This is a genomic window from Streptomyces sp. NPDC023157, from assembly GCF_055560575.1.
On record NZ_JBVHIL010000014.1, the window covers coordinates 26,427 to 45,854 of the forward strand.

At 69.8% G+C, this 19,428-nt stretch carries 9 protein-coding genes and 1 pseudogene; 6 read left to right on the top strand and 4 right to left on the bottom strand.

Annotated features, from left to right (window positions below; translation table 11 throughout):
- Window positions 1-7: 7 nt before the first annotated feature.
- Window positions 8-517, bottom strand: a complete 510-nt coding sequence (locus ACZ3ZE_RS35240) for a hypothetical protein (protein ID WP_467261900.1) — start codon at window positions 515-517, stop codon at window positions 8-10.
- Window positions 518-926: 409 nt separating this feature from the next.
- On the opposite strand from ACZ3ZE_RS35240, the pseudogene ACZ3ZE_RS35245 reads away from it, so the two are divergent.
- Together ACZ3ZE_RS35245 and ACZ3ZE_RS35250 are read left to right on the top strand one after the other, a co-directional pair.
- Window positions 927-1,430 (top strand): annotated as a pseudogene (locus ACZ3ZE_RS35245) (YncE family protein); the annotation flags it as partial.
- Window positions 1,431-1,492: 62 nt separating this feature from the next.
- Complete coding sequence (locus ACZ3ZE_RS35250) at window positions 1,493-1,906, top strand: hypothetical protein (RefSeq protein ID WP_467261902.1); 414 nt, start codon at window positions 1,493-1,495, stop codon at window positions 1,904-1,906.
- Window positions 1,907-1,963: 57 nt separating this feature from the next.
- Here the strand turns inward: ACZ3ZE_RS35250 and ACZ3ZE_RS35255 are convergent, their stop codons facing one another.
- Window positions 1,964-2,914 (bottom strand): YihY/virulence factor BrkB family protein, encoded by a 951-nt coding sequence (locus tag ACZ3ZE_RS35255; RefSeq protein ID WP_467261904.1) that lies wholly within the window; start codon window positions 2,912-2,914, stop codon window positions 1,964-1,966.
- Window positions 2,915-3,108: 194 nt separating this feature from the next.
- On the opposite strand from ACZ3ZE_RS35255, the gene ACZ3ZE_RS35260 reads away from it, so the two are divergent.
- The 4 genes from ACZ3ZE_RS35260 (at window position 3,109) to ACZ3ZE_RS35275 (ending at window position 14,748) form a co-directional block, all read left to right on the top strand.
- Window positions 3,109-3,348 carry a hypothetical protein gene (locus ACZ3ZE_RS35260; protein ID WP_467261906.1) on the top strand — a complete coding sequence of 80 codons (240 nt, stop codon included), beginning with the start codon at window positions 3,109-3,111 and terminating at the stop codon, window positions 3,346-3,348.
- A gap of 308 nt (window positions 3,349-3,656) precedes the next feature.
- Window positions 3,657-4,970: a competence protein CoiA family protein gene (locus ACZ3ZE_RS35265; protein ID WP_467261908.1), complete on the top strand. Its 1,314-nt coding sequence runs from the start codon at window positions 3,657-3,659 to the stop codon at window positions 4,968-4,970.
- A 507-nt stretch (window positions 4,971-5,477) separates the two neighbouring features.
- Window positions 5,478-14,291 (top strand): SpvB/TcaC N-terminal domain-containing protein, encoded by an 8,814-nt coding sequence (locus tag ACZ3ZE_RS35270; RefSeq protein WP_467261910.1) that lies wholly within the window; start codon window positions 5,478-5,480, stop codon window positions 14,289-14,291.
- Window positions 14,260-14,748, top strand: coding sequence for a hypothetical protein (locus ACZ3ZE_RS35275; RefSeq protein ID WP_361176341.1), 489 nt, complete (start codon window positions 14,260-14,262; stop codon window positions 14,746-14,748). The genes ACZ3ZE_RS35270 and ACZ3ZE_RS35275 overlap by 32 nt, the downstream gene beginning before the upstream one ends.
- Before the next feature lie 87 nt (window positions 14,749-14,835).
- On the opposite strand, the gene ACZ3ZE_RS35280 is transcribed toward ACZ3ZE_RS35275, so the two are convergent.
- The gene (locus ACZ3ZE_RS35280; RefSeq protein WP_361176339.1) at window positions 14,836-15,021 is read right to left on the bottom strand and encodes a hypothetical protein; all 186 of its coding nucleotides are present in this window, start codon (window positions 15,019-15,021) and stop codon (window positions 14,836-14,838) included.
- 760 nt (window positions 15,022-15,781) lie between these two features.
- A complete protein-coding gene (locus ACZ3ZE_RS35285; RefSeq protein WP_363293441.1) occupies window positions 15,782-18,949 on the bottom strand; it encodes an FG-GAP repeat domain-containing protein in 3,168 nt (1,055 codons plus the stop codon).
- Between the last annotated feature and the right edge of the window lie 479 nt (window positions 18,950-19,428).

A 19,428-nucleotide genomic window follows, 5' to 3' on the forward strand; every position in this document is an offset into this window, starting at 1 on the left:
GGGGGTGTCAGCCGTCCAGGCCGAAGTAGCGGCCGAGGTAGTCGACGATTTCGACGGCGTGCGGCAGGAGTTCGGGCAGTTGGGTGGCGAGTACCTGCCGGGTGGCGGCGGACAGTGCGCCGGTGCTGGTGGCAGCCGGGCGGACATACGGTTCGAGGCGTCGGATCAGCTCGTAGTTGCTGTCGATGTTCTCGGCCCGCATCGCCTGCTCCAGCGGCGGCGCCCCGGGCGGCGGGACGGGCGGGAGCACCCGGCTGACGTAGGTGACGCGGTGCAGGATCCGCCAGCACGGGGGCTCGGCGGAGCTCTGCCGAGCCTGTCGGAGCGCGGCGGCGTCCGGGGCGCCGCTACCCTGCAGCCAGATCGGGTCGACGACCTTGCGGTAGAAGTCGTCGAAGTTGGCGCTGGCCTCGCCGAGGTAGAAGGTGAGGAAGCGGTAGGCGTCGACCTTGCCCGGCACCAGTACCGGCCGGGCCGCCGCGTCGTACGTGGCGGCTGCGCTTGAAGCACGCCTCAAGCACCGGCTCGAGCTTGCCGCCTACCAGCACGAACCGGTCGCACAGCAGGGTGTCGCGCACCAGCGGCACCTTCGCGCCGCCACTGTCCAGCACGTAGTCCGAACGGGACGCGTCCCCGGATGAGCCGCCCCCGGCCAGCTTGTACACCGCCCCCGGGTCGCCCGCGCCCAGCACCGTGTAGACGATCCGGCGCGCCGCATCCATCGCGAAGGCGACCGTCGTGCCGGTCCCTTGCCTTCTGCACCTGCCCGCACACGCCGGCCCCTGTCCGTCTGGGGGCGCCGCCTGATCTCCTTCGCCACGGGTGTCGCCCTGGCCCTCACGGGGGTGGTGGCGCTGGGCGCGCCCGCGCACGCCGCGACCGGCCCGTTCGCCTACGTGGCCAACATCGGCGGCAACACGGTTTCGGTGATCGACACGAGCACCAACGCCCTCACCGCCGGCGTCACGGTCGGCAGCAGTCCCGCCAACGTGGTGCTCTCTCCCACCGGCACCCGGGCGTACGTCACCAACCTGGGAAGCAACACCGTCTCGGTGTTCGACACCGCGACCAACGCGGTGACCGCGACCGTGCCCGTCGGCAGCGGCCCGCTCACGGTGGCGCTGACCCCGTCCGGAGCGCTCGCCTACGTGACGAACAACGGCACGGACACGGTCTCGGTCATCGATACCGCGACCAACACGGTCAGCGCCACCGGCACGGTCGGGACCGCCCCCAACGGTGTGTCGTTCAACGCGGCCGGCACGCGGGCCTACGTCGCCGACTACGGCAGCGGCACCGTCTCCGTGATCGACACCGCGACCAGCACCGTCACCGCGACCATCGCGGTCGGCAACAATCCGGCTCAGGCGAGGATCAACCCGTCCGGCACGGCCGTCTACGCCACCAACCAGTCCGACAACACGGTTTCGGTGATCGACACCGCTTCCCACACGGTCACCACCACGATCACCGGGTTAACCGGCCGTACGGCATGGCCTTCGAGCCCGCGCCGCAGACGGCGGACATCGCCGTCGCGCTCGCCGCCCAGCCGCACCTGGGCATCCTGGTGCCCTCTCTCGGCTACACCCTCACCGCCCGCAACGCCGGCCCCGGCGCCCTCACATCAGCGACCCTCAGTGCCCCACTTCCGGCCGGCGCCTCGGCCACCAACCTCGCCGTCGGATGCACCTCCGTGACCACCACGGTGACCTGCACCTACGGCCCCATCGCCGTCGGCGCGAGCGTGAGCAAGACCTTCCGCGTCCCGCTGAGCCTGCTGACACTCGGCCCGGTCACCGTCACCGGCGTGCGGACCGCCTCCGCACCCGTCGACCCCAACCCGGCCAACGACACCGCGGCTGTCACCTGCACCGCCCTCTCCGTCGTCCTCGTCAGCTGCCCCTGACCTCCCACACCCGGCTCACCGCCACCCTCGACGCGCACTACGACGAGGACCTGAAGGTCAGCGACCTGATCCGCCCGGACCGCTGGAAGCGGCGGTCGCTTCTGCAGCGGGCCCGGGAGACGGCGGTGCTCCCCATCCGCCGTTACGTGTAGGAGAGGCGACGGTCCCGGCTTCGGCCGGGGCCTCGTCGGTTCGATCGCCTGGCCGGGCGCGCACGGCGTTGAACTGCGCGCCGGCGAGCAGGGCCAGGTTGCCGAACCACAGCCACACGAGGAAGACGACGATCCCCGCCAGCGAACCGTAGAGGCGGCTGTAGGTCCCGAACTGCGTGTACAGGGTGAAGATCCCCGAAGCGCCGAGCCACAGGAGGGCTGCCAGGGCCCCACCCGCAGACGCCCGGCGAAGACCGCGGCCCTGCACCGGGCCCGTCCGGTAGAGGATCAGGATCAGTGCGGTGACGATCACCAGGAGTACCGGCCACCGCAGAAAGGCCATGGCGTCCGTGCCCGGGTAGCCGGCGGCCGCGGCGAGCCGGCGGGCCACGGGGCCGGTCGCGACGAGGCTCGCGGCGCCCGCGACGAGCAGGGCCAGCAGCGCGCCGGCGGTGAGGACGAGGACGTGCGCCGAGCGCAGTGGCGGCCGCGTGTCGGGCAGGCGGTGCATCGTGTGCAGGGCGCGCCGGAAGACCGCCAGATAACTGGAGGCCGACCACAGGGCGCTCAGGACGCCGCTGATGAGCAGCGGCCACAGGGAGGAGGGCGCCGAGGTGAGGCCCTCCAGGGCCTCCCGGAGCACCTGGGCCGACTCGGGAGGAGCGTACGAGGTGAGGTCGCGGATCAGACGTCCCCGGGTGCCGGTCCCGGCCAGCCCCACCAGGGAGACCGAGACGAGCAGGGCGGGCACGAGCGCCAGCACCGCGTAGTACGTGAGGGCCGCGGCGAAGTCGGCGATGTTGTCGTCCCAGAGACGCACGGCCGTCTTCCGCAGGTTCGAGCGGGTGCGCCTCATCAGCTCGACGGACCGGTTCCCTTGAGTGCTCCGGTGCGTGCGGAGAGTGTTCGATGTCACGGTGGACTCCTGCCCTGCGTCACCGCTCTCACCCTTCGTACGCGGTGGTGGGTGCCGTCGACGGAGGAGTGCGGACGACGATCGGGGGCAGCGCAGGGGTAAGACCCTTGTTTCTTCGAACGAGGGAGACCCTGATGCAGGGCACACACGAGCCGGAGCTTCCCGACCCCGTTCCCGCGACGCAGGACCCCGTCACTCCGGACCTGCCCGCACGGGGGCCGGAGGCGCCGGGCATCCGGATCGGCGCCAGAGAGCGCCCACGGACCGGCGACACCGACGAGGAGGACGAGCCGCAGAAGGACGCCGGGGGCCAGGACGAGGACCGTCCGGCCGCCGGCCCGGGCACACCGGCGCCCCAGGAACAGCCGGGCTAGCAGGCCCTACCATCACCTCCTGCGGCCATCCCCGGCAAGGCGTCGGGCGTCGTGGTCGGGGTGACGGACGTCGGCACTAAGCGTCGCCGCCGCGTTGTCGGGGCGCCGGCGGGAGCAGCCGCGACGCCGCGCACCGAGCTCGTCCACGACATCGCAGGGCCCCGGGCACGGTCCCACGGCCCACAGCGGTGAGCGGCGCCGGGGCTGGGGGAGACTCAACGCGTGCGCGGCGGGATGCCTTGTCTGACCAGGCCGCTACTGTCCGTGGGTGTCCAGCTCGGCATGGATTCGGCGAAGGAGAGGGTGCGATGGTGTTCGTCGGGGTGCATGGGGAGTGGGGGCGGATCGACGCTACCCAGGCCGACCTCGGGTGCGGGCAGGACCGGGAGAGCATCTATAAGGCGAAGCCGCCCGCGCCGCTCACCTGCTACGAGTGCGCCTGGCGCCTTCATCTCGTGCACAAGACCGACGGGCCGTACGACCTGTGGTTCCTGCGGCACGCCGCCAACGCCCCGCACTGCGGGGCGCGGCTCGCGGGGGAGGGCATGGCTCACCACCTTCTCAAGCTCGACCTCGCCCACCACGCGCGCGCGGCCGGCTGGAGCGCCGAATACGAGGTCGCCGCCCCGGATGGCTCCTGGCGCGCGGACGTCCTGGCCACCTCAGCGGACGGGACCCGTAGGGTGGCCCTGGAGGCGCAGATGGCTGCCATCTCCATCACCGAGATCAAGGCCCGCACCGACCGCTACACCGTCGCCGGCGTCGAGGTCTGCTGGTTCACCGACCGCAAGACCGTGCCTTGGCTCGATGTTGTGCCGTCCGTACAGATCGTTCGTCCCCAGGACGGCGGCGCCGTCCAGGTCACGGCCGGCGCCGTCCGCTTCGAGCCGGAGTGGTGCCACGACCGTGCCGACTGCGACTGGAACAGCGGCTACGTCAATGGCGCCTTGCCGTGTGGCGGCCACGGGAAGTGGGCGGCGGTCGAGCCGTTCCCCCTCGCCCGGTTCGTCACCGCCATCTGCGCGAACACCAGCCGTCCGCACCGCCTTCGAGTGCCGAGCTGGGAGAAGAACGAGACCTGGAGGTGGATCACCCGGCGGTACTTCGAGCTCGAAGAGGAACAGACCCGGGCCACGCTCTGGAGAAGCCAGGCGATGGAGCGCCTGGCTGCTGTTCAGAGGCGTCAGCAAGAAGTCAGGGCGGCAGCTGAGCAGGAGCACCTGGCAGCGATCGAGGCCCTGCTCCAGCGTCAGAAAGCCTTGGTCAAGCCGGTGGTCGAGTTCGTCTTCCACGAGGCCGGCGCCTACCCGACCGTCGGCCGTGACGGCATCCCCGAGTTCGCCATGGGAGTGCCCGTGTACGTCGGCGGAAAGCCGTACGCGGTGATCTGCCCCGTGGCAGGCCGCGTCTCAGCCCTACGCGACGCGCTGGCTCCGCTCATCCTCTTCGCCGCCACCGAACACGAGCGCGGCCGGCTTGCCGCCCAGGCCGCCCCCGGCCAGCGCGTCGAGGTCCTCTCGGTCGAACTCCCGCCTCCTGCGCCGGTCCCCGCCCAGCGAAGCCAAGAACGGCTCACCGTCAAGCAGGCCGTGAACCGGATGTTCGGCCTCGACCGGATGTGAGTAGGTGGGTGTCCTGTCGCCTTCCATGTGGCAGGCGATGAGGCCCTGGCCTGCGGGGCTGCCATGGGGCGTGAGAGGGCGAGGTGGCATCGCTCTCAAACGAGTCGGCCTTCGCGGAAGCCGGTGGTGGGACGCCCTGAACGTGGATCTGTGGCGCACCTCGCGCACTTCGCCGATCAGCGAGCCGAAGGTGCCCGGCCACCCGCCGACACCCTTCATGGACCTGCCATACGAGCGTGACAGGCAGGCACTGTTCGTGAGCGCCTGAGCGCCTGAGCGAAGGTGCACGGGCAGGGCAGGGCCGCCGCCCTTCACCCTCGCCCATCGCCCATCGCCCATCGCCCGTCGCCCGTGACGGGGTCGGATCGTGCCGTCGGGGTCGGATCTTGTCCGGAAAGGACGTACGAACGACCGTGCCCCTGAACTAGCGTTCGGCAGTGCAGCGGGGTGGGGGTCCTGGACGACGACCTGTGCCCCGGAGAAATCCGGTGGTACGGGGGCCCTTTGATGACTGTCCGACGCGCCTTCCGCGGCAGAGCGGGCGTGACGCTCCTCCTGGCCATGGTGCTCACCCTGTCCGGGCAGACCGCGCCCGACGCGCTCCGCGCCGCCGCTTCGTCGGTGCCGGACGCCGGGGCGTCGGTCACCGGGCCCGAGGGGCCCGAGGGCACGTCGTTCAACCCGAACCAGATCAAGGACATCAAGGCGGGCGACCCCGGCTCCGGCGTGAACCTGATCGAAGCCCCCTCGGCGAACAGCAGCGGTGACGCACGGCTGTCGTACCCGCTGGAGGTGCCGAAGGGCCGTGCGGGCCTGGAGCCGAGCCTCGCCCTCACCTACAACTCGTCGGGGGCCAACGGGTGGCTCGGCGTCGGGTGGGACGTGACGACCCCGACGCTCACCGTCGACACACGGTGGGGCGTGCCGCGCTACGACGCCGGGCTGGAGACCGAGACGTATCTGCTCGACGGTGAGCAGCTGGCCCCGGTGGCGCACCGGGGCCCGGTGCAGGCGCGCACCGCGGAGAAGGTGTTCCACTCCCGGGTGGAGAGCCGGTTCGACCGGATCGTGCGCCACGGCGACAGCCCCGCGAACTACTGGTGGGAGGTCACCGACAAGCAGGGCGTCCGCACGCTCTTCGGCGGCACCGCCGACAGCACGCTGGCCGACGGCCAGGGGCGCGTCGCGACCTGGGCGGCGCGGGAGATCCGCGACGGCAACGACAACGTCCTGCGCTACCGGTACGCCAAGGTGACCGACGGAGGCACGGCGAACTCCACGGTGCCGGGCAGCGACCTGTACCCGCAGAAGATCACGTACACCGGCCGCGGCGACACCGACGGCAGGTACTCGGTGACGTTCATCCGGGACCGTGAGCGCGGCGAGCCCCGCCGTGCGGACGTGCGGATCGACGCCAAGTACGGGTTCAAGAAGGTCACCGCCGACCTGCTGCGGCGCGTCGAGGTCAAGCTGGACGACCAGCTGATCCGCGCCTACGAGCTGAACTACCGCACCGGCGCGTTCGCGAAGACGCTGCTCACCTCGGTGTCGCAGTTCAGCGAGAGCAACCAGCTGTTCAACACCCACACGTTCGACTACTTCGACGACGTGCGGGACGCGTCGGGAAACTACAACGCCTTCGCGAACGGCGCGGGTTGGTCGGTGCCCGATGACGGCCTCGGGGTGAACATCCGCGAGGGCGAGGCCAGCGCGATCTCGGCGAACACGTCGGCCGGCTTCGGCGCGCACCTGTTCGCGGGCTACAACGTGCAGGGCCTGCCGACCAAGGAGGGCTCCGTCGGGTTGAAGGTCGGCTTCAGCGCGGGCCAGTCCGACGGCCTGTCGACCCTCACCGACATGAACGGCGACAACCTGCCGGACAAGGTGTTCCGCAAGAACGGCGACGTCTACTACCGGCCCAACCTGGCCAAACCGGGCGGCGAGCCGAAGTTCGGCGACACACCGGTCAAGCTCACCGGCCTGCCGGGCATCTCGACCGAGCGCACGCTGTCCGGCACCATCGGCATCGAGTCGTACGTCCTCACCACCTCGGCCCAGCTGGACTTCGTGGGCACCACGACCACCTCGGACCGTTTCTTCAGCGACGTCAACGGCGACGGCATCACCGACCTGGTGAACAACGGCGGCGTGCTGTTCGGCTACCTGGACGCCCAGGGGCAACCCGCCTACAGCGCCGACTCCGGCCGCACCCCGGTGCCGGTCGGGGACGGCGCGGTGACCGGCGAGATCGTCGGCGACCAGACCGCCCAGTTCAACCAGCAGGTGGACAACTCGCCGCTCCTCGACACGGTCCGCCGCTGGGTCGCGCCGTACGACGGCAACGTCCGCGTGGACGGGCCCGTCCAGCTGACCCAGGACCCCTCGGCGGCGCGGGCGGCGTACACCAAGGCCGACGGCGTACGGGTCACCATCCAGCACAAGGACGCCGAACTCTGGGCGCAGCGGATCGGCCCCGACGACCACACCGCGTTCGCCCCGGGCAATGTGGCGTCGATTCCGGTGAAGAAGGGCGACGCGCTCTACTTCCGCACCCAGTCCATTCTGGACGGCAAGTACGACACCGTGGCGTGGGACCCGGTGATCACCTACACCGACCTGCCGGCCGGCACGGACGCCAACGGGCTGGCGAACACCGTGTTCCGCGCCTCCTCCGACTTCACCTACGGCGGCCGGCCGTCCCTGGTGACCGTGCCGGTGAACGGCACGCTGCGGCTCACCGGTGACGTCGTCAAGTCCAAGGCGACCTCCGACGACGTGACCGTGGTGATCGAGAAGGGCAACGGCGTCCACCCCGGCACGGAGGTGCTCCGCAAGGTCCTGCCCGCCGCGTCGACCGGGACCACCGCGATCGACCTGAGCATCCCGGTCAGCACGTTCGAGAAGCTGTCGTGGAAGCTGAAGACCGACTCCCCGATCGACGCCTCGGCCGTGAGCTGGGCCCCGAAGGCGTACTACACGGCCGCGCAGGGCGTCGAGTCGGTCGTCGACGCCAAAGGCGAGCCCACCATGGTGATCACCCCGCCGTACGACCAGAGCATGTACCCGGCGGACACCCTCACCGCACCGCAGCAGACCTACAAGGCGACCAAGACCGGCCAGCTGAAGGTGCGGCCGAAGCTGAACTTCAACTTCAACCTCCTCGGTGACGCCAAGATCGCGTTCACCGTGAAGAAGCGCGGCGGGCAGCTGGTCGGCAAACGGATCTTCCAGGCCAAGGACGCCTCCCCCTTCGGTGGCCCGAACCTGGACCTGACCGTGCCGGTCACCGCCGGCGACGACCTCTACATCGACTACTCCACGGCGGAAGCCGGACTGCTCCCCCTGCTCGTCGACCAGTCCGCCTCGGTCACCTACGACGTCACCTCGTCCTGGCCGGCCTTCACCCCGGCGCCCAGCGCCATGCACGGCTCCGTCGGGCAGGGTGCCTTCGCCCAGCCCTACCGCGGCTGGGGCGTGATCGGCTACCAGGGCAACCGCGACCGCGCCACCCAACCGCTGAAGCAGGCCGAACTCACGCTGGACCAGAGCTTCAAGGACGCGCTCCCCAAGGAGCCCAAGGAAGCGGACGTCCCGGCGTTCGCCGCGAAGCCCCGGCTCGCCATGCCGCGCCTCGCGGTGTTCGCCCCCGTTCCCGCCAAGGGCGGCTGGGCCGCGCAGGACGAGTCGTCCTGGGTCACCGCCGCGATGGCGACGAGTTCCCGCCTCGGCGCGGACACCATCGACATCGTCACCGACGCCGACGTGGCGGGCGACCGGGCGGTGATGCGCCGAGGTGTCACCGGCCAGGTGTCGGCCACCCTCGCGGCGGGCCCGTTCGGCGGCACCGTGGTCGGCGGGATCACCGCGGGTTCGGTCGACTACCTCGACCTCAACGGCGACGGCTACCCCGACGTCGTCGGCGCCAAGGAGATCCAGTTCTCCGACATGACCGGCGCGCTCGGCGCCACGCGCGGCACCCTCGGCGGCAACGTCCGCGAGGCGGACAACGTCTCCGGCAACGTGTCGCTCTCCGCCGGCAGCGAGACCGCCACCATCGCCAGCGCGCTGGGCATGGCCGCGCCCGACGCGGGCACCAGCGCCAACACCGCCACCACCGGATCCGTCCAGCCCTCGCTCGGCATCGGCGGCAGCCTCGGCGGCGGCGAGTCCGACGCCCGCGTCGACCTCATCGACATCAACGGGGACGGACTGCCGGACAAGGTGTACGCCAACGGCGACGTCCAGCTGAACCTCGGCTACTCCTTCGCCGCCCGCGAACCCTGGCCGGCCGGCCCCCTCAACGACGCGTCCACCCGCAACGCCGGCGTCAACCTCGGCTTCAACATCGACCGCTATGGCTTCGCGGGCGGCGTCTCCGCCGAGCTGGGAACCTCGTTCACCAACGCGAGCATGGCCGACGTCAACGGCGACGGCCTCACCGACCGGGTGTTCACCGATGGCGCCAACCCGCTCAAGGTCGCGATCAACACCGGCACCGGCTTCACCCCGCCCGCCCCCTTCCGCGGCAGCTTCCCCGACATCGCCGTCGACAAGAACGCCAGCCTCGGCGCGGGCGTCTACTTCACCGTCGGCCTGCCCACCCCCGTCGGCGTCTTCATCTTCAACCCCGGCGCCAACGTGACCACCGGCATCAGCCGCGCCGAGACCAGCCTCCGCGACGTCAACGGCGACGGCCTCGCCGACCACGTCAAATCCACCCGGGACGACGAACTCCTGGTCGCGGTCAACAAGACCGGCCGCACCAACCTCCTGCGCTCGGTCAGCCGGCCGATGGGCGCCCGCATCGACCTCGACTACACCCGATCGGGCAACACCGCCGACATGCAGGAGAGCCGCTGGGTGCTCTCCCGCACCTCGGTGTTCGACGGGCTCGCCGGGGACGGTGCCGACACGCGGCTGACCACCTTCCGCTACGAGAAGGGGCGCCACGACCGGCTGGAGCGCGAGTTCCTCGGCTTCGGCCGCGTGGTGACCGAGGACCGCGATCCGGGCGCGGACAACGCGCTCCGCCGCACGGTGACCGACGAGTACCGCACCGACGGATACGCCGGCCGGGGCCTGCTCGCCCGCACGCTGACCGAGGACGCCGCCGGACACCCGTACCGAGAGACGCTCAACACGTACCGTCTGATCGACACCTCCACCGGCCAGGAAGCCGACCCGAAGAGCCGTACCGCGACCGTCTTCCCGCAGCTCACCCGCATCGAGGAGAAGCACTACGAAGGCGCCGCCACCGCGGGCGAGTCCACCTACACCGACCTCTCCTACGACGAGTACGGCAACGTCGTCCGCACCTTCGACGCGGGAGACCAGGGCACGGCGGACGACCTGGAGACGGTCTTCGCCTACAGCGCCTCCGACGCGCGGTGCCGCGACCGGTACCTCGTCGGCATCGCCGACGGGATACGGCAGAAGGCCGCGGCCACCGGCGCCCTCCTGCGCCACCGTGAATCCACCGTCGACTGCGTGACCGGCGCCGTACGCCAGACCCGCGAGTACCTCGACGACGACACCCCGGCCGTCTCCGACCTGACGTACCACCCGGACGGCAACCTGAAGTCGGTGACCGGTCCGGCGAACGCGAAGGGGCAGCGCTACACGCTGGAGTACGGCTACGACACCACCGTCGGCGTCCACGTCGAGTCCGTCGAGGACAGCTTCGGCTACCGCTCGTCCACGGCCTACAACCTCAAGTACGGCCAGCCGGAACGGAACACCGACCAGAACGGCCAGCCGCTCCGGATGACGTACGACAGCGTCGGCCGGCTGGACAAGGTGACCGGACCGTACGAGAAGGACGGCGACCGGGCCACGATCACCTTCGGATACCACCCCGAGGCGCCCGTCCCGTACGCCACGACCCAGCACCTCGACCGTGCCGCCTCGGGCGTACGCGACGACACCATCGACACCGTCACCTTCACCGACGGCCTCAAGCGCGTCCTCCAGACCAAGAAGGACGCCGCGGTGTCCGCCGCGCCGGGGGCCACGCCCACGCAGGTCATGACGGTCTCCGGCCGGCTGAAGTTCGACCACCTCGGCCGCGCCGTGGAGAAGTACTACCCGGTGACCGAGGACAAGGGCGCCGCGAACACCACGTTCAACGCCTCCTTCGACTCCGTGGCACCCACGAAGGAGACCTTCGACGTCCTGGACCGCTCGGTCAGGACCGTGGAGCCGGACGGCGTCACCACCAGCACCGCCTACGGTTTCGGCGCGGACCGGGCGGGCACGACCCGCTTCGAGCGGACGGTGACCGACGGCAACGGCAAGGAGCGCCGCACCTACACCGACGCCCGGGGTGCCACCACCTCCGTGAAGGAGTTCAACGGCTCCGCGGTCATCTGGACCAGCTACGCGTACGACCCCACGGGTCAGGTCACGACGATCACCGACGACAAGAACAACGTCACGCGGGCCGGCTACGACGCACTGGGACGCCGCACCTCGTTCGACAGCCCGGACGCCGGGCGCTCCGAGACCCGCTACGACCTCGCCGGCAACGTCACCTCGAAGACCACAGCGAACCTGCGGGCCGCGGACAAGGCCGTCGAGTACGACTACGAGTACTCGCGGCTGAAGGCCGTCCGCTACCCGACGTTCCCGGGGAACGACGTCTCCTACACGTACGGGGCGCCCGGCGCACCGGACAACGCCGCCTCACGCGTCACCGAGGTCCACGACGCGGCGGGCACGGTGAAGCGCGCCTACGGGGCGCTCGGCGAGGTGGTCAAGGAGACCCGCACCATCACCGCGGTCCGCGACGCCCCGCGCACCTACACCACGGCCTGGCGCTACGACGCCTTCAACCGCGTCCTGGAGATGACCTATCCCGACGGCGAGGTCCTCACCTACACGTACGACTCCGGCGGCCAGGTCGGCCGGGCCACCGGATCCAAGAACGGCACCGCGTACACCTACCTGGACCGGATCGACTACGACAAGTTCGGCCAGAAGATCCTCCAGCAGACCGGCAACGGGGTACGCACCACCTACGCGTACGACGCCGAGGACCGCCGGCTCGCCGGACTGAAGTCCGTGGCGCCGGGCGGCACCGCGTTCCAGAACCTCGGCTACGCGTACGACAAGATCGGCAACATCACCTCGCTGGTCAACAACGCGCCGCAGGGCGGCGACATCGGCGGGCCGAGCAGCCAGACGTACGGATACGACGACCAGTACCGGCTCACCTCCGCGTCCGGCCGCTACACGGACAAGAACAACGCGGTCAACACGTACACCCTGAACCTCGGCTACGACTCGATCCACAACACCACCAGCAAGTCGCAGACCCACGAGGTCACCGGCGGCACCCCCGCCTTCCCCCTGACGAGCCGCGCGGCCGGGCCGATCGAACCCGTCGACGACCCCTCCAACCCGACCGACGTCCAGGACCGGACGACGTACGCGTACACCTACGCCTACGGCGCCCGGCCGCACGCTCCGACGAAGGTCGGCCCGGTCGACCACGCCTACGACGCCAACGGCAATCTCACCAGCACGGTCAACACGGCGGCCGCCGACTGGCGCCGGCAGTACGTGTGGGACGAGGAGAACCGCCTCGTCTGCAACCAGGACACGGCGACCGGCACCCTCACGCAGGACCCGAGCGGCTGCGCCGGCGCCACCGTCTCCTACGTCTACGACGACAAGGGCGACCGGGTCGTCAAGCGGAGCGACGACGGGCTCTCCCTCTACCCGAACCGGTACTACAGCGAACGCGACGCCACCGGCTACAAGCACGTCTTCGTCGGCGACAGCCGCGTGACCACCAAGGCCGTCGAGACCACCGGCCCCGAGGACGCCCAGCAGTTCTTCCACGCCGACCACATCGGCTCCTCCGGGTACGTCACCGACAAGCAGGGCAAGGTCGTCGAGCACCTGGAGTACTTCCCGTACGGGGAGACCTGGGTGGAGGAACGGACCGGACAGGCGGACACGCCCTACCAGTTCACCGGCAAGGAACTCGACGAGGAGACCGGGCTCTACTACTACGGAGCCCGCTACTACAACCCGAGAACCCAACTGTGGGCGAGCACCGACCCGGCGCTGCCCGACTACCTCGACGGCGACATGGCGGGCGGCATCGCCGAACCGCGCAACCTCGCCGTCTACACCTACGCCCACAACAACCCGGTCAAGCTGATGGACCCGACCGGCAAGTGGCCGAAGATGCCGTCCTGGAAGACGATCGGCCACACCACGCTCGACGTCGTCGGCATGGTCCCGGTCGTCGGCGAGGTCGGCGACCTGGCCAACGCGGGCTGGTACGCCGCGGAAGGCGACTACGTCAACGCCGGCCTCTCCGCCGCCTCGGCCATCCCGGGCGCGGGCTACGCGGCGAACGCCGCCAAGTACGGCAACAAGGCCCTCGACGCCGCACAGGCCGCCAAGACCGCCAACAACGCGGCCGACGCGTCGAAGGCGGCCAAGGCGGCCGACACCCCGCCCGTACCGAAGGCGGCGGACAGCCCGCCCGCGCCGAAACCGGCGGACAGCGGGGCGGGGAGCGGGACGGGGGGCTGCGGCGCCGGCAACAGCTTCACCCCGGACACCAAGGTCGTGATGGCCGACGGCGGCCAGAAGCCCATCGCCGAGGTCCGCGTCGGCGACGAGGTCACCGCCACCGACCCGGTCACCGGGGAGACCGGCCCGCGCACGGTCACGGCCCTGATCACCGGCCAGGGCGAGAAGCACCTGGTGGCGATCACGGTCACCACCCCCGAAGGCAACCAGGGCACGCTCACCGCGACGGAAGGCCACCCCTTCTGGGCCCCCGCCCTGGGCAAATGGCTCTACGCCAAGGAACTCACCCCCGGAACCCTCCTCCGCACCGGCAACGGCTCCTACACCCAGGTGACCGCGATCCGCACGTGGACCCAGCAGAAGCGGGTCCACAACCTGACGGTCGACGAGCTGCATACGTACTATGTACTCGCTGGTCAGACGCCGGTTCTCGTTCACAACAGCAACTGTGATCTTCCTGAGGGGTACACGTCTTCCCCGGCGCTCAAGGGTGATCCGTATCATCCGGACTCGGTAGCCGCGCGAAGTGCGCAGAGCCGGGAGTTGTACGCCGGAACCGTAGGGGACAGGGCGGGGGCCCTTGGGTACAGGACGAGAATCCCTGCACAGAGGGCTCCGTTCGATTCGCACGGACAGGTGGTCTTCTCGAACGGGAGGAACTACATCACGCCAGATGTTGACGGGCATAATGTGTCGGACGGCTGGAAGATGTTCAACCGCAGGGGCCAACGGATCGGTACTTATGACCCAGACCTCAACTATCTCAAGGAATAACCGATTCGCGATCGAAGTGATCGGTGATCCCGCCTCGGAGGGTGGCGTCTCGTCGCCTTCCGAGGCCGCTGGTAGGGTCACAGTCGGGGATTTCTCAGAATCATTCCCGATGGACCTGAGCTTCTGGACGGTGGCTGACTACTCTCGAAGTTGGGAGAGAGCCCTGAGGGAGCTTGAGGCGAGCGACAATTCGACCTCGTGTCTCATCTCTTCGATCACAGATCCGGAGACCGCCAACTTCATCTTCTGCTGGCCCATTTATCGGGAAGGGGAATCTGTCCACGTGCAAAACTCGATCATCTTCCTGGATGGCCTCGAAGAAGAGTTCAACCCGCAAGAGCCTTGGCGATATGTGGAGGCCCGGAATTTGGTTGACGAGGACGGGAACCAAATTTCCGAGTGGTCGACGACCATCTCTGAGGTGCGGCGGTTCCGGGAGTCCATCTGGGGCCGGTAGCTCACGTACACACGCAAATCTGAAGCCCCGCCAGGCAGTGCTTGGCGGGGCTTCAGCGTGCTGTGACGGCAGTAGTTGACGGCAACGTCAGCGGACGGGGGCCGCGCAGAGTGGTGGTTCGTCGCCGTCGTCGGGCTTGCCGGTGATCTCGGCGGGGTTGCGGAGGGCGTGGCCGCGGAGGTCGATGGCGTCGCGCTGGAGACGGTGCCGGACGTGGGCGTATACGGTGGCGGTGACGCCGATGTGGGCGTGGCCGATCAGTTCCTTGATCACGACGATTTCCACTCCCTGTTCCAGAAGGAGGGTGGCGGTCGTGGGCCTTGGCCCTCGGTGAGGACGCCCGTGGGGGTGGTGCGGAAGCAGGCCGACGGCAGCGGCCCGCATTGCCCGCCGGGGGCGGACGCCCGCGCCACAGAGGGCGCGGGCGTCCAGACGGGCCGGGGATTCGACGGGCCGGCGCTGCCGGTCTGCGCGGCCGCGATGGCCGTCAGGACCTGGGCGCGGGCCGCCCGCCGCGCGGGCAGAACCGGCACAGCGACCCCGGGCGGTACCACTGGGGCGATGGTGCGGAGACGTCTCGGTCCGGGCCGGGAGCCGCCCCCGACGCCCCTCGCGTCCTCGGCGCCGGCCGCTCGGCCCCACCGGGTGGCGTCAGCACAGTCCACGCATCCTCAGGACGATGGTTCCGGCGAGGCCGAGGCCGGTGCCATAGGCGAGGCCGCGGAGGAAGTGCCCGACGGCGAGGTGGAACTGGAGACGGACGTACCGTCCGAGGCGCTCGTGGGGAGACCCGGCCGGGCGCACGCGCGCGCACTTCAGGGTGGCCCTTGCCCGGTGCGGGGCCGGGGCGGTCCACGCCGGCCGTATGGCGCAGGACACGGATTCCCCGACTGAGCCATGCGCATGCAGAATGCCTGGCTCGCACGGGAACGGGATGAGCCCCCGGCGCCTCGCGGGCGCCGGGGGCTCATCCGTGTGGAACGGGACCGGTCAGTGCTCGGTGCTCAGCGACCGCTGAGCACCGAGGCGCCGGTCATCCGAAGGACTTGATACCGCGCCAGTCCGCCGAGAGCACCGTCTTGACGGCGGCGTTCGTGTTGGTGGCGGACGGGTAGTAGACCTTGATGTTGCCGGTGTCGGCGTAGCGGACCCACAGGTCGGGGATCCGGTCGCCGTTGACGTCGGGGATGGCGACGATCGCGGAGATGTTGGTCGTCGTCCAGTTGGACCCGTACGTGGTGTCGGAGCCCTGACGGGAGTTGCCCGCCAGCTTCAGCGACTCGATGTCGACACTGCCGGCAACCGGGCCGGGCTTGCCGTGGCGGATGTAGATGGTGCCGGAGTCGAGGCTGCGCCAGAGCAGGTCGGGCGCTCCGTCGAGGTCGATGTCGGCGATGTTGACGATCTCACGGGGGCCCCAGGCGGTGCCCTCCATGAGGGTGGCGGTCTGGAAGGTGGCTCCGGTGTAGCCGGAGAGCAGCCAGAACTGGGTGCCGACCTTGACGGCGACGTCGGTGAGCTTGTCGCCGGTGATGTCGCCGATCGCCTTCATCGACACCCAGGTGCTGGGGGCCGGGGTGTTGGCGGGGAGGCGGATCGGGAGGCGGTCGTCGACGTTGAAGGTGCCGTAGCCGTCGCCCGGGTACAGGTAGAACGTGCCGTCCGGGTCCACCGCGAACAGGTCGGTGGAGCCGTCGCCGGGGTAGACGTCGGCGTAGTGGGAGATCAGCGCGGCCTTGGTGCCGTTCCACCACGGGGTCTTCGGCGCCAGGACCGGCTTGCCATCGGTTCCCATGGTGTAGGAGCCGGTGAGGCCTCCGTACAGCTCGCCGCCCTGGGTTCCCGGGTAGGAGAACAGGTTGCCGTTGGCGTCGATGATCAACAGGTCGGCGATGCCGTCGCCGCCGACGTCACCCGGGCCGTCCGCGGCGTCCCGCGGGGGCACGTAGGTGGCGTAGTCGGTGCGGGCGCTGACGTTGCCGAGCGCGTCGAGCGCGAACAGGTGCATCCAGTTCGGGCCGGCGTGCGGGGGCGTGAGGTTGGTCAGCGTGTAGGCGCCGTTGGTGGCGGTGACGTCGGCGTAGGACATGCCCTCCCAGCCCCAGCGGAACTTCGCCGCACCGGGGGAGGTGATGGTCATGTTGCCGGTGCCGCCGAACTTCACGCTCGCCCAGGTCGCGCCGTCGGAGGTGGCGCGCTTGAACGGGGTGGTGTCCTCGTCGACGGTGGGCGGCGGCGGTGCCGATCCGTCGACGGTGAGGGCACAGTTCTCGGCGGTGTTCGGCGGGAAGTACGAGGAGGCGGCGCCGGCCCCGTCCTCCGCGCGCACGGCCCAGTAGTACGTGGCCTTGTCCTCGAGGGAGGTCGCCGGGATCGTCGTGGAGGCCCAGCCGCCGCTCGGGGTGACCAGGGTGCCGGCGGGGACGGCGGCGCCGGCCTTCCAGAACTTGAACCGCAGACCGGTGAGGTTGCCGTCGTTGTCGGAGGCGTAGGCCTTCAGGACGATGTTGGTCTTGCCGACCGTGACACCGGCGCCCGGGCCGACCACGCAGGCGCCACCGGGGGTGGAGGTGCCGCTGGTGGGCTCGTTCGGCGGAGTGTTGAAGTCCACCTCGAACGTCGCCGACGTCGCGCGGAACTTGCGCCAGGTCTGCGTGTCCGACTCACTCGTGGCCCGCATGCCGAAGGTGATGTTCGACCAGCCGCCGGTGGCAGCCTGCTGCGCCGCGGCGACGACGGCGGAGTTGTTGAACGTCTCGTAGTCGTCCGGGCAGGAAGTCGACCAGCCGTGCGCGAAGGACTTCGACTGCAGGTGCGTCGTCCAGGACGGCTGCGCGTTCCACGTCGTACCCGAGGAGATCGCCCCGGTGAAGTAGAACTTGAACTCACGGCTGGTGCAGGACCAGGAGTGGTTGTTGAGGACCTTGAAGGCCGCCGAGGTGACGGTGGCGCCCTTCATCTTGGCGTCGAAGCCCATGCGCCAGAACGAACGGCCCAGACCGCCGGTGTCCGACTCGTAGCCCACGCGGGCGTCGGAGGTGCCGGAGGAGAAGTTGGTGCCGTTGTAGAAGCTGGAGTTCGGGTACGGACGGTACGCCGTGGTCCAGGCCTGCCAGCCGGAGTTCATGGTCGGGTCGACGAAGACGGGGTACTTCACGCCTTCACGGGCGAGCAGGCCCGAACCGGCGACGTTCAGCGCGAGGCGCGCGTCCCCGGTCTTGTCACCGGCCAGCTCGACCGGCAGCTGGGCGGACTTGGCGCCGGGCTCGATGCCGGTCAGGCCGGACAGCTTGAGGACGTCGCCGGAGGTGGCGGTGGCGGTGCGGCTGACGGTGCCCTCGGGAAGCTCGGGGTCGCGGCCGCTGGAGTCCCAGGCGAAGGGGGTCGGGATGGAGCCGACCTCCTTTCCGGCCTTGTCGAGGACGAGGACGCGGTTGGCCTTGGTGTCGTGCCGGAACGTCGCGGTCGCGGAACGCAGCCCGTACGAGACGGACTTCAGCGCCTCCTGCTGGGCGGCCTGCTCGTTCTTCACGATGAGGACCTGGGCGAAGCCGCCCTCCTCGCGTGCGACGAGCAGCAGGTCGACGCCCGGGAGCACCTCGGAGTAGAGGGCGCGCGGACCGTCGAGCACCGGCTCGGGCAGGGCACCCGGCCAGGTGTACGCGATGGTGTGGCCACCGAACTCGACCTCGGCCAGCAGCGACTGACCGGGCGTCTCGGCGCGGACGAACGAACGGTCCGCGCGGGCGGCCTGCTTGGTCCCGCCGGCGAAGCGCACCGGAAGGGCCGCGTTCACGGGCGTGATGCCGAGCCCACGAGGTGCCTTGTCCGAGCGGGTGAGCTTGTTGTCGATCGGGGCCCAGTTGCCGGCGGCGTTCTTCGCCCGCTGGGGGAGTGCGTGCATCTGCGAACGCATCTGCCCGTTGGGCAGGGCCCACGTGAGCGAGGTCGCCGTGGTGGCGGTGTCGACGAGGACCTTCTTGCCACTGCGAACGGCCTCGGCCCTCGCGGCGACTTCGTCCTTGGGGCCGGTGGATACCCGCTTGGCCTCGGTGGTCTTGCCACCGGCCGTCACGGGCGCGGAATCGGGCTGCCACCAGGGAAGGAGGGCAGCGGTGAGTGCGGCCAGAACGAGGCCGATGGTCAGAGACAGCCGCGTGCGCGTGCGCACGAAGGGGCTGAGATAGGGCGGCGCGGTCACGGCGGTCTACTCCCGTGTGAACCAGACGGATTGAGGACAACACAAACAGCCCCAGACGGCAGGCCGCGGGGCAGAGAGCGGACACACGATCACACACCCGCCACACAGCGTCCACACATGAGAATTTTATAAGACCGTTACGCCCTCCAGGGGAAGCCTTGGGGTGGCCATGACCTGCCCTCCGAGTTGTCGAATTTGGTGGTGTTTGGGGTGTTCGGGAGTCGTCGATGTCTGGATTGGTGCATCTATCGCATAGATCACCGCTAGTGATCGTCTGGCCTGAACTGGGGCGTGACTCACCTCACTTCGCACATGCGCAACCGGGAACTCGTGATCTTGCCCTCGGTGCTGCTCATGACAGAAAGTACCCACGCACGCGCCTGAACCAGGCGTGTGCATTTTGGTGTTTCCGCACCTCATTCGATGTCTGTATTGCCAGGGTGGGAGTCGAACGCGTATGCGTGCTTCAGGTCCGTTGT

Coding starts and splice junctions, on each gene's coding strand:
- ACZ3ZE_RS35250 (WP_467261902.1), top strand. CDS start 1,493: ATGGCCTTCGAGCCCGCGCCGCAGACGGCGGACATCGCCGTCGCGCTC.
- ACZ3ZE_RS35255 (WP_467261904.1), bottom strand. CDS start 2,914: ATGAGGCGCACCCGCTCGAACCTGCGGAAGACGGCCGTGCGTCTCTGG.
- ACZ3ZE_RS35260 (WP_467261906.1), top strand. CDS start 3,109: ATGCAGGGCACACACGAGCCGGAGCTTCCCGACCCCGTTCCCGCGACG.
- ACZ3ZE_RS35265 (WP_467261908.1), top strand. CDS start 3,657: ATGGTGTTCGTCGGGGTGCATGGGGAGTGGGGGCGGATCGACGCTACC.
- ACZ3ZE_RS35270 (WP_467261910.1), top strand. CDS start 5,478: ATGACTGTCCGACGCGCCTTCCGCGGCAGAGCGGGCGTGACGCTCCTC.
- ACZ3ZE_RS35275 (WP_361176341.1), top strand. CDS start 14,260: ATGACCCAGACCTCAACTATCTCAAGGAATAACCGATTCGCGATCGAA.